Genomic DNA, 11,751 nt, shown 5'->3' on the forward strand with positions numbered 1-11,751 from the left:
ACTCCTAAAACAGCAATTTTTTTGAGTAATATTACTGATTGACAAATGCAATTAAGTCTTAACTTGTCACCAATGGCGCCGTGCCGTTTCCCTACAATTAATCGGGCGGTGGTTAAATTTGTATTCATTAATCCCTTTCCTCTGCAAGTACAAACTCCCCTTTAATTTTTGATAATAAATTGTCATAATTTTGATTTTAGTCAACAATTTTTTTAACCATTAAGCGCAACACCTAATAATTCTTGCCCTCCAAAATATAATAAAAATTTATAATTTAATGGTAGGAGTGAAGCGGGGAATGCCCACCCTACAAATACAGTCCTCGATCGCCCAAATCTAAAATCTATGAGTGCCTCATTCAGTGCCCAAAATTCCTTGCCAGTCAGTTTCGCCGAGGTGGATGCGGCGGCAAATCGATTGCAGGGCAAAGCTTTCAAGACGCCGGTGCTGACTTCGGAAACTTTCAACAAACGCACAAATTCTCAGGTATTTTTCAAGTGCGAGAACTTTCAGCGCACGGGTTCGTTTAAATTTCGGGGTGCTTGCAATGCTTTGATGCAGCTATCTGAAGCCGAAAAACAGCGGGGAGTGCTAACTTTTTCTTCGGGAAATCACGCGCAGGCGATCGCCCTTGCGGCCCAGTTGTTACAAATTCCTGCTACTGTTGTCATGCCAGCAGATGCGCCAAAAGTCAAGCAAGAGGCGACTCGCGGCTACGGTGCAGAGATTATTTTGTACGATCGCACTCAAGTTTCCCGCGAAGACTTAACCGCTAAAATTGGCGCAGAACGACACTTAACAATTATTCCTCCTTACGATCATCCGTGGGTAATTGCGGGACAAGGTACGGCGGCACTGGAATTAATCGCAGAAGTTGGGGAGTTGGATTTGCTGCTGGTTTGCTGCGGTGGCGGGGGTTTGCTGTCGGGATGCGCGCTCTCCGCAAAAACTTTGTCTCCGCAGTGTAAAGTAATAGGAGTAGAACCGGAGCAAGCAGACGATGCGACGCGATCGTTCCGCACGAAAACGCTACAAACTGTTACTAACCCAGATACGATTGCTGATGGTGCGCGCACGCCATCTTTGGGAAAATTAACCTTTCCTTTGGTGCTGCATTACGTTGATGATATGGCAACAGTTTCAGAAGAGGCAATTCGCCAGACAATGTTTTTTATGTGGGAACGCATGAAGATAGTTGTTGAACCGACGGGAGTGTTAGCAGCGGCGGCTTTGTTGTCAGGTGTTGTGCAGGCTAAAAATGCGAGGATTGGCGTGATTGTTAGCGGCGGAAATGTGGATTTGAGCGAAGTCAATCGATTTTAGATTTTAGATTTTAGATTGAATAATTTATGTAGCAGATTCTCTGATAAAATGCTTGCACAGCAAACTTTGATAACACAGCACAATGTCTTCAGAAACAAACTCAGCGGCTCAATCTACAACTGGTGCAGATGCGATCGATGTTGCGATCGCCTCTGGAATCGACTTTGACGGTACTCCGATTCCGCAAGCAAAATTAGACCTCTACAAGCAAGTGATGGGATTAGAAGCCGGCAGACAGCGCAGTGGCGTGTCAAATACCATGCGATCGCGCATTGTCCGAATCGGTGTCAAACATCTGCCTCAAAACGAGCTCGATAAAATGCTTGTTGCTGCTGACTTCGCCCCGCTGAAAGATAAAGAAGTTGCGTTTTATTACGGCGGAAAGTAGAATTATCTACCCTTCTAGATAGATGAACAGTCATCTCTGGATAGGTCAAACTTGGAACAAATCCTAGCAGAAGGTCAGTTTATGAACACTAACGGTAGTACAGTCATCAGCAACCTCGAGTATGATTTGTTAACAGTTTTGCAAAACAAGTCGGAAGCTTTGAAAGCCTACGAAACTTACATGAAAGATGCTCAAGAAACCGGTTCTCAGCCTTGTGCTGAGCTGTTTCAAAAATTGCAGCAAGCTGACATGGAACACGCCCAGGAAATTCGCCAGCACCTTCAACAGGTAATGCAGCACGGCAAGATGTAAAGCTGGTGTAACTTGCTGTGCAAGTTATGAGTTATGAGTTAAGTAGCAGCTATGAGTTAAAGAGTTTTGGATTCACAACTCATCTTCAATTCTTTAAACTCTTTCTCTACCGAGCGCTCAAAACATCAATCTGACCGCTCAACCAATGTCGCTTACAACTCTTAATTCATAAGTAGCAACTGCTGACACCACTTCTTGAAACTTCAGCTACGGGTAGGGGCTTAGGCGTTGCTTAAGTCCTTACCTATCCAGTGATACAGGTTATAAAATCTCCGGTTTCAAAGCTCGTTCCATCAAGGATAAAACGGCTTGCTCAGCAGTAATTTCACCATTTAATAAGCGATAAACTTGACGAGAAACAGGCACTTCAATGCCGCGTTGATTAGCCAAATCAATCAACACATTAGTAGTATTGACTCCCTCAGCAGTGCTCTGCAATTCGTGCAAAATTTGCTCTAAAGATTTGCCTTCAGCCAATCCGAAACCAACCCGATAATTGCGCGATAAAGGACTGTTGCAAGTAGCGAGCAAATCTCCCAAACCAGACAAACCATAAAAAGTTTCTGCGCGAGCTCCCAAACGAGCTCCCACCCGAATCATTTCTGGCAAAGCGCGAGTCAGCAAAGCAGATTTAGCATTAGTTCCTAATTGTAAACCGTCACAAACACCAGCGGCGATCGCAAACACATTTTTCAAAGTTCCACCTAACTCAGTCCCCAGCGGGTCTTCATTCACATAAACCCGAAAAATATCGGAACTGTAAATATTTTGGACTTGTTTGGCCGCCGCTAAATCCGAACTCGCCGCTACCGTTGCAGCCGGCAATCCCTGCTGAATTTCCTCGGAAAGATTGGGGCCGGAAAGTACCACAATTGAATTGTTAGGAAAAGCATTTTGCCAAATTTGAGACGGAGTGCGCGTGCTCGCAGGGTCTAAACCTTTGGTGACAGTCACTATAATTGTACTGGGACTTAACTCTAACGCCAAAAGTCGATCGACTGTTGCGCCCACCCCTTTCATCGAAACTGCCGAAACAACAACATTCGCACCCGTTATAACTGAGTCTAGATTAACAGAACTGCTGCGCGACCACAAATTAACTCGATCGCCTTTTTTGCCTCCCAGATTTGCCAAGGCCGAACCCCAAGCACCTCCACCTAATATTGTCAAGCTTGCCATAGAATTTAGTTTAATGAATTTAACCGCAGATTAACACAGATAAATCACCGATAAATCATAGCAATCAATTTGCGTTAATCCGCGTGCATCGGCGGTTAACAAATCCTCACCCTACAAACGTGGCCGCAATCCATAATGACGGTAACGCCAATAATCTCGTAAAATGCGATCGTGATCGAAACACAATTCACGAGGAATCTGCCAAGATTCAAAAATTTTTAAACTTTTAGCATCGTCGGCGGCTTGAGGTTCGCCCGTTGCAGAAGCCAAGAATACAATACTAATAGTGTGTTGGCGGGTGTCGCGATTGGGGTCAGAGTAAACGTAAAATTGCTCGATTAATTCTACATTCAAGCTCGTTTCTTCTAAAGCTTCGCGTTTGGCTGCCGTTTCTACCGATTCCCCGTAATCGACAAACCCGCCGGGAAGTGCCCAGCCGTAGGGAATATTGCGGCGTTCGATGAGTACGATCGGGCGGTGCGGGCGATCGGCTAATTCGATGATAATATCAACTGTAGGAGCGGGATTTTGATAAGTCATACCATTTTAGATTAAAAAAGTGAAGAATTTAACATCGTTGCAGTTTAACTGTGGAACGGGTTCCAGAGACCGTTGAAGTTTAGCTGCACAATGTGCGATCGACCTCACCTACAGTTCTACAATATACTTGCATATAATGTACAGATTGCGATCGCTGACCAAAAAGAGAGATTGAAAGTATGCCTAAGTGGCTGGGAAAAGTTTTAGGTATCGGTACGGGTACAATCATCCTCCTCGGTGCGACTGGATACTGGTACGTTTTTATTGCCGGGGCACCTCAGTTAGACCCTCCGAAAGTAGTAGTAGATGCCAACTTAAATTTTGAACTCAAAACATATAAAAGTGCAGCTATGAATTCAGAGCGCACCTACGGTTTAATTTTGCCACCGGGGTACGCAAAAAATCTCAAACAGCGCTATCCAGTCATTTTTTTGCTGCACGGCGGGCACGGAGACGCGCGCGCTTATCAGGACAAAGCCGCTGTTACTTCTGTGCTTCACGATTTATATAAAAGCAAAAGATTGCCGCCATCAATTGTAATTACTCCTGACGGGAACGACAAGCGGGGTACGAGTCCTTTGTGGGACCCGCAGTATTTTGACGGGCCCAACGGTAAGGTGGGAAGTGCGATCGGCTCCGAGTTAGTATCGATCGTAAAATCGCGCTACAGAACGCTGGAAGACCCCGAATTCTGGGCAATGGGAGGACAATCTTCAGGGGGTTGGGGAGCTTTTAATATCGGTTTGCGTTACTTGAAGAATTTTAATATTCTGTTCAGCCACAGTGGTTATTTTACAGATCAAAGTGGCAAGGCTAACAGTCCTAAATATTTAGTGGAAAAACTCCCTGTTAAAGATAAACAGCAGTTGCGCGCTTATTTGGATGCGGGGGAAGCAGACGAAAAATATCTGATTTCCACTCAACAGTTTCACGAGCAATTAAACAGTTTGGGTATAGCCAACGAGTTTAACAAATTTCCGGGAGGACACGGGATTGTTGGCCCGGATGTCGGTTGGAATTATTGGCACAAGCATTTAGCCGATTCTTTGAGCTATGTTGGAAAACAGTTTAAAATATCACTGGCAACACAGAAAAATTAGAAAGGTCAACAGTGTTACCCCAAAAAACTAGGATTGGACTCTGGACTGCATCATTTTTAACCGGATTGGTAGGAGTTATTAACTTGCTGTCTGCTGTAACTCCCAGTTTACCCGATCGCCGAAATTGGTTGGAGCCGTTTTTTCCTTTTCCCGTGCGTGCGGGCGGGCATTTTTTTGCAGCAGTTATCGGATTTATGCTGCTAACTTTGGCAACTAATTTGTTGCGGCGCAAGCGGATTGCTTGGTTGCTGACTGTGGGATTGTTAATCGTTTCTATTGTAATTCATTTAGTCAAGGGATTGGATGTTGAAGAAAGCTTGCTTTCAGGGGTGCTGCTGTTTCAGTTGTTGGTGATGCGACAGACATTCACAGCTAAATCAGATCGCCCTTCAATTGCTCAAGGAATCAGGGTTTTGCTGGGGGCTTTGCTGTTTACACTGGCTTACGGGACGGCGGGTTTTTACATTCTGGATCGGGGTTTTCAAGTTAACGGACAAGCGGTTAATTTCGATTGGGACGATGCTATATTTCAGACTTTTGCCATGTTTTTTACGGCGGACAATGCGGGGTTGGTTCCGCAAACTCGGTTTGCTAACTTTTTTGCCGATTCGATTTATGCTGTAGGTACGGTAACGCTTGGTTACGCACTTTTAATGCTGCTGCGGCCGGTGCTGCTGCGAAATTCGGCAAGTATTTCGGAACGGAATAAAGCTCAAGAAGTTGTAGCAAAATACGGGCGGACAACGCTAGCGAGACTGGCGTTGCTTCCGGATAAATCTTATTATTTTAGTCCTTCGGGAAAAAGTACGATCGCCTATGTGCCGAAAGGTAGAGGTGCGATCGCTTTGGGATACCCCATCGGGCCTGCTGAAGACCGCAAAGAATCAATTCTAGGGTTTCAAGAATTTTGCTATCGCAATGATTGGTATCCAGCATTTTATCAAACTTTGCTCCAGGATCTAGAAATGTATTCTACTCTCGGTTTTCGAGTGGTGCAAATTGGCGAAGAAGCTATTGTTAATCTCGAAACTTTTACTCTCAAAGGCAAGAGCAATCAAAACTTGAGAACTGCTATCAACAGACTTACAAAAGCCGGTTATCAAATCGAATTTTACGAACCTCCTTTAAGTTCCGAATTGATGCGGCAAATGAAACTCGTGAGCGAAGAGTGGCTGCAAATGGTTCAGGGTGCGGAAAAAAAATTTTCGGTGGGTTGGTTTGACGAGGCATATTTGCGGGAAACTCGCGTCGCAGCCATCCACACTCCCGACGGTATAATTAGTGCTTTTGCTAATATGATATCGGCCGGAGATGGAGTAGTTGGAGTTGATTTAATGCGGCGTCGCACTGAGGTGGAAAATGGCACGATGGAGTGTTTGTTTGCTTCGATGTTGCAGCATTGTCAAGAATTGGGATATGAAGAATTTGATTTGGGTTTGTCTGCTTTGGCGGGAGTGGGAGAATCTGAGAAATGTGGGCGGTTGGAAAAGGTTTTGATTTATCTTTCGGAACACTTGAGCAAGTTTTATAATTTTAAGGGATTGCACAGTTTTAAAGATAAGTTTGGGCCGCGGTGGGAACCGCGTTATTTTGTTTATCCGAGTTTGGGAAGTTTGCCGGATGTTGTGGTTGCTTTGATTCGGGCCGATTCGGGCGATCGACTTTTGGATTATTTGCGCCCTGGAGGGTAGGCGATTTTGGATTTGAGATTTTGGATTTTAGATTGGGGAGGAATGACTGGTTCCCAGGCGCTTGCCGAAAGGTGTCGTTAACTGGTTGCGAGGCTCTCCCTTAACTGGTTCCCAGGCTCCAGCCTGGTAACGAGTAAAAGAGCCTCGCTTGAGCCAAAGGAGGAGGCAGAGCCTCCGGATCTGCGTTCCCAGGCTCTAGCCCGGCAACGAGCAATCAAAACATTCATGCTAAACCCCGAATTAGTACGCGCTGCTTTTGCAAAACCTCTGCATACAGCTTTTCCAACTCAGTAATATTCTGACTGAGAGTGTATCGCTCCATCGCCCGTTGGCGTGCTTTTTGACCAAGCAGCATTCCCAACTCAGGATGATCGCAAAACAGCGGCAGCAAGGTTTGCAACTGACTTCGTACCCGCTGAGTATTCAAAACTATCCCCGCGCCTTCCTCCAAGGCCTCGCCGTCAGCACCGGCATCGGTTGCCAAACAAGCTAAACCGCAGGCCATCGCTTCCAGGAGCGACAGCGACAGTCCCTCCACCAAAGAAGGCAAAATAAATACGTCTGCACCCCGCAGAATTTCGATCCGGCGTTCCTCCTCGGCAACAAATCCGAGCCACACAATGCCATCATCTTCGCCGTAAAACAGTTGCAGCGAGGCGGCTAGGGGCCCGTCGCCTACGATCGCCAATACGTTCCCAGGGCCAAAATTACAGTGTTTCCAGGCCTTGAGCATCGACTCGACATTTTTCTCCTGGGCAATGCGGCCTTGGTAAACAAAAACTCGATCGGCCTTTAATTCCGACTTTAACCCCGAAGGCCCTGGAGAATATTTAACAGCATCCACGCCGTTGGGAATCACAGCCACCCGTTCCTGTGGCACTCCCAACTTCACCAATATATCCCGCTGAATCTGAGAAAAAACGATCGTCGAGTCGTAGTTCGCCAAAAACGGAGCGTACAGTTGATACATCAGGTGTTGGGTTCCCGATGTCAAATTTCGCAATTTGCGATCGAACGGCGGGTGAAAAGTCGCCACCAGAGGCAAATTCAATTCTTGACAAATTTCCGGCAGCAGAAAGTCTAAAGGCGAAAGCGTCAGGGAAGCGTGAACAACATCTGGTTTCAGCCGCCGCAGAGATTTCATCAGCACTGTGCGGGACTTGAGAGTGGGAATCGTATAAATTTGCGATTTGTAGTGACAGGGTAAAGAGACTTCGTTGCAACTCGCGGACGAGAGAGAAGTGGTATATGAGGTTTGAGTAATTCCCTTTCCCCATGAACCATTTGCCATACTCCACCCCGTATTGTTCCTGTCCAGTGAGTCCGCCTCTTGGGCAAAGTGCAGGAAACTGACCTGGTATCCCCGGTCTAATAGTGCGTTGGTGACTTCCCTGGAGTAAGTGACGTTACCGCAAAAAGGTGATTTTTTTCCTAGCCAAGCGATGTGCATTCCAGTAAATCAGAGTTTGTTATTTTTTAGGTTCGATCGACTTTGCTATTTGTGCTACGGAAAATATACCAGGTTAAGACACCCCCAGCCATCGCTAATCCTGCTAAAGCCAAAAATACTGTCGGCAAGCCCAGAAATGTTTCGGCTACCCCGGCCAAAGCCAACGGTAAACTCAAAGCAATATTAGTGGCATTGTTTTGCAGTCCGAAGACTTTTCCCCGCATTTCTTCTGGAGTTTCTGCTTGAATTGTAGTCTGCATCGGCACTCCCACCAATGAGGCAAATAAACCCAACAAGGTAATGAACAGCACCGACAGCCACAAATGGTGGGTAAATGCAGAAAGACCCATCAGAGCAAGTGCCATGCCAATCGAGCCGATTAAACTCAGTTGGGAGTGAGAAAATTTATGGCCAAGATAGCCGACTGTCGTTGCCCCAGCAGCCATGCCAACGCCCACCGCCGCCAGCAAAAAGCCAAATTGTGATGCTTTCATACCTGGGAGAATTTCCGCCAGCCGAACTGCTAGAACTGCCAAGGCTGCAAAAATGGAAAATAGAATAATTAGTTGAATTAAAGCATTGCGGACTTTCGGTTGATCGTTGATGTAACGCAGGCCGTCTCGCAAATCTGCTAGGGGGTGCGGCGGTTCGTGTTCGACTTCGTTTTTTTCGCCTGTTTTCATCGACAGCAACAGCACTCCGGCGAAGGCGTAACTTCCGCCTACTACTAATTCTTTGCCGATGCCGAGTCCGCCGCCGAGGTTGGAAAATAGGGTGTCGGCTAAAGCTAGTAAGGGTTCTCCGACTGCGAAGCCAATAATCACCGACCCCATCATGGTTGTGGTGTAGAGGGAGTTTGCTGATAGCAGGTGGCGGCGTTCCACAATTAGGGGAATCACTGACTGTTCTGCTGGGGCGAAAAATTGAGTTAGAGTCGAGACTAGGAATGTTACTAGCAGCAGCAAGCAGAATCCGAGCGGCAGTTGACCAAGTTCCCACCCGTCGGAGAGCCACAGCAGCACGGGCAAGGTTAACACAAAGGCTCCCCGCAGCAGGTTTGTGGCGACGAGCACTGCTTTTTTCGACCAGCGATCGACATACACGCCCGCAGCGGCCCCGAACAGCACTGCGGGAATGGTAAAGGCGATCATGATTGCTGATACCCACCTACTGATGGTTTGATCTGGCGCTTGAAAGCGGCTCGCCACGAGGGCGATCGTCAGTACGAGATAAACTTTATCTGCAAGTTGGGAAAAAACTTGCCCACTCCACAATGCTAGAAAATTTGGGTTTTTGAGCACTGGCAGAAATCCCGTTTGTTTTTCGGGAATTTCGGCTACTGCTTCGGAGAGTTCTGCTGCTGGCTCTGGTGTGGGAACCGGGGGGATTGCTTCGGGTTCTTGGCTTTTGCCATTGTTCCAGTCTGGTGCTGGAGTTGTGGGGTATTTATCCATTTCTGGGTCTGGGACGTTGCTCCATTGTCGATCGGCGGAGACGGGATAAGAGTCAAACTCTGGAAAATTTTCTCGTTCTTCCATCTTGTGGTGGGTTACGGCTAAAACAGATATTGTCAAATCAGAATCAGACAGTCGCATCATAGAATTTGGGGTGGATGGCCTGGGGTGGTTGAGGTTGGGGGGATGGGAATTTGAATTTGAGGTGTTAACCCCTAAGTTTATTAATAATCTCGTAACTTTATCTCTATCTATTATCTGATGTCGCAACAACCTTGAGAATTTACCTGAAATTGCCTACAGGTTCGGGTATCCCCCCGGCTGGAGGTTCGATGTACGATCGCCCCTTCACCTATTTAAATCCACACTCCAAATTTAAAACTCAAAACTCTCTAGGTAGGTGTCGATCGAGCTTCCCGATCGAATCGTGCAACCTAAATGATACTGGGCATATTGTCGCAAAATATTTTCTACTGATACCCAAGTTGTTTGATCGGCAATCCCCTCTCCTAGTTCTGGACTAGCCAACTGTTGCAGCGCTGCTAATTCCTTAGCATTTATCTCGAAATTTGTCAAGTGTTTGCTGCCATTTGTTTGTCGGGAACGGGAGGTGGATTTGTACAAGCTACCGATTTCTGAAGAGAGTTCTGCCTCTAGGTTAGCTAGCTCGGACAAGCTGAAGGTTCCCCCAGAGGGTATACTAAACCCGGTTTGCCAGTTCGGATCGGTGAAATTTGGGATGAGCGGGTGTCTGGTGGCGCAGCAAACTTGGACTTGGGGCGCGAGGCCGGCTAAGGCTAGCAGGTGAAAAATGCCGTGGCTGAGGTGGGCGACAAGCACGGCGGCGGATTGGATTTCTGTGCGATCGGACAAACGCTCCAAACGGCTCAAATGTTCGCCCAGTAACCAAAAGAGTTCTTCTTGGGGCTCATCGGAAAGGGCGCTGGCGATCGCCAATTCGGCCAAATATTGCGCGGCGGAGAGTTTCCCTAGGTTGCGGCTCAAACCCGGATGGGATTGTACGGTGTCGGCTTGGGTAATTTTGTCGAGCGATCGGCCTTTGGCAATTAGCAATTCGTTGACAACAAATAATTCGCTTCTACCGCCAATGGTAGATCGTTGTTTGCGAACACCCGGTGCTACAGCTCGAATTAAGCCGAATTCCCGCGTCAAAATTGTCAGCACTCGATCGGATTCCCCCATCGGCGCACTCTTGAGATTGATTCCAGTTGCTTTGTAAGTTCGAGTCACTCGATTTTAGATTTTAGATTTTAGATTGACTTCACAGTAGCAACAATTACCTTTTGTCTAAATTATCTCGCTGGCGGATTAATTCCGGGCCGCGGGAAGTCCCCAAACGAGTTGCACCAGCGACGATCAAATCTAAAGCTTGTTCGTGAGTGCGAATTCCGCCGGCGGCTTTAATCCCGATCCTGCCCTTAGTAACTTCCTTCAGCAGTCGCACATCATCAACTGTCGCCGCGCCAAAAAAGCCCGTGTTGGTTTTAATGTAGGCGGCACCCGCCTCCATGCAAATCTCAGCCGCTAATTGTTTTTCGGCATCCGAAAGCAGCGAACTTTCGATAATTGCTTTGATTGTGAGATTGGTTTCTTCGCAAATTTGGGCTAATTCCTGGTGGAATTCGTCGATTTTGCCAGCTTTCAGCAATCCTAAATTAACCGAGACATCTAACTCTACCGCTCCATTATCTGCTGCTTCGAGGGCTTCGTAGATCTTCGCAGTTGAAGTCGAAGCACCGGTGGGAAAACCTATGACAGTACAGACTTTCGGGCGCTTGCCGTGCAGCAGCTCAACTGCTTGTCGGACATAGGCGGGATACACGCAAACTGTGACAAAGCCAAATCTCTCTGCTTGTTGGCAGCAGTTTTCTACTTGCTCTGGCGTGGCGGTGGGGTCAATCAGGCCGTAGTCGATAAAGGGGGCAATATCGATGTCTGGCTGGTTTGCAGCCATTGTTTTTTTCTCTCTGAAATAACTACTTTATTATACAAATAAACGGGATGCGGAAAACTTATGTCTCTTTCCGCCGGGAATTTAAGCGGCTAGGAGACCTTCAGTAAGCCAATGTTCTTTGATATTCTATTTAATCAATGCTCTAATAAAACTATTTAGCAAAAACCTATGCTCGTTTTTGGTAAAAAGGAAGTGGTGACTTGACAGTGGATTGTCTCGTCTACAAATTTGTATCACTTATCTACTTCTTTCTCTTGGCTTTATCTGAAGTTCCCCCAGTAGGGGGAATGTTCAAATCTCACAAACCCTTGCACTACAAGGAACGATCGCCTTTTTACC

Annotated in this window: 11 protein-coding genes; 5 read left to right on the plus strand and 6 right to left on the minus strand. The window is 46.8% G+C overall.

Translation table 11 applies throughout. The annotated features are described in order from the left end of the window. Positions 1–345: 345 nt before the first annotated feature. The 3 genes from Q5691_RS26560 (at position 346) to Q5691_RS26570 (ending at position 2,023) form a co-directional block, all read left to right on the plus strand. Positions 346–1,323, plus strand: coding sequence for a threo-3-hydroxy-L-aspartate ammonia-lyase (locus tag Q5691_RS26560; protein WP_333216577.1), 978 nt, complete (start codon positions 346–348; stop codon positions 1,321–1,323). Between the two features lie 82 nt (positions 1,324–1,405). Continuing rightward, on the plus strand, positions 1,406–1,711 hold the full coding sequence (locus tag Q5691_RS26565) for a small RNA NsiR4-regulated ssr1528 family protein (RefSeq protein WP_006635311.1): 306 nt from the start codon (positions 1,406–1,408) through the stop codon (positions 1,709–1,711). A gap of 81 nt (positions 1,712–1,792) precedes the next feature. After that, positions 1,793–2,023 carry a hypothetical protein gene (locus tag Q5691_RS26570; RefSeq protein ID WP_333216575.1) on the plus strand — a complete coding sequence of 77 codons (231 nt, stop codon included), beginning with the start codon at positions 1,793–1,795 and terminating at the stop codon, positions 2,021–2,023. A gap of 261 nt (positions 2,024–2,284) precedes the next feature. Here Q5691_RS26570 and Q5691_RS26575 read toward each other — a convergent pair whose 3' ends face one another. Next, entirely contained in the window at positions 2,285–3,202 is a 918-nt protein-coding gene (locus tag Q5691_RS26575; RefSeq protein WP_333216574.1) for an NAD(P)H-dependent glycerol-3-phosphate dehydrogenase, read from the minus strand. Between the two features lie 111 nt (positions 3,203–3,313). After that, positions 3,314–3,742, minus strand: coding sequence for an NUDIX hydrolase (locus tag Q5691_RS26580; RefSeq protein WP_333348113.1), 429 nt, complete (start codon positions 3,740–3,742; stop codon positions 3,314–3,316). Between the two features lie 179 nt (positions 3,743–3,921). Here Q5691_RS26580 and Q5691_RS26585 point away from each other — a divergent pair, with 179 nt between their 5' ends. Then, positions 3,922–4,842, plus strand: coding sequence for an alpha/beta hydrolase-fold protein (locus tag Q5691_RS26585; RefSeq protein ID WP_333216570.1), 921 nt, complete (start codon positions 3,922–3,924; stop codon positions 4,840–4,842). An 11-nt stretch (positions 4,843–4,853) separates the two neighbouring features. Beyond that, entirely contained in the window at positions 4,854–6,533 is a 1,680-nt protein-coding gene (locus Q5691_RS26590) for a phosphatidylglycerol lysyltransferase domain-containing protein (protein ID WP_333348116.1), read from the plus strand. Between the two features lie 223 nt (positions 6,534–6,756). Here Q5691_RS26590 and Q5691_RS26595 read toward each other — a convergent pair whose 3' ends face one another. From Q5691_RS26595 to deoC, 4 genes are all read right to left on the minus strand, one after another. Next, positions 6,757–7,983, minus strand: a complete 1,227-nt coding sequence (locus Q5691_RS26595; RefSeq protein WP_333216566.1) for a glycosyltransferase family 4 protein — start codon at positions 7,981–7,983, stop codon at positions 6,757–6,759. A 26-nt stretch (positions 7,984–8,009) separates the two neighbouring features. Further along, complete coding sequence (locus tag Q5691_RS26600; protein WP_333216563.1) at positions 8,010–9,581, minus strand: MFS transporter; 1,572 nt, start codon at positions 9,579–9,581, stop codon at positions 8,010–8,012. A gap of 231 nt (positions 9,582–9,812) precedes the next feature. After that, positions 9,813–10,688 carry a DNA repair protein RecO gene (gene recO, locus Q5691_RS26605; RefSeq protein ID WP_333217122.1) on the minus strand — a complete coding sequence of 292 codons (876 nt, stop codon included), beginning with the start codon at positions 10,686–10,688 and terminating at the stop codon, positions 9,813–9,815. A gap of 46 nt (positions 10,689–10,734) precedes the next feature. Beyond that, a complete protein-coding gene (gene deoC / locus Q5691_RS26610; protein WP_333217124.1) occupies positions 10,735–11,412 on the minus strand; it encodes a deoxyribose-phosphate aldolase in 678 nt (225 codons plus the stop codon). Positions 11,413–11,751 lie beyond the last annotated feature (339 nt).

It is taken from the genome of Microcoleus sp. w1-18aA5 (assembly GCF_036701705.1).
Lineage (GTDB): Bacteria > Cyanobacteriota > Cyanobacteriia > Cyanobacteriales > Microcoleaceae > Microcoleus.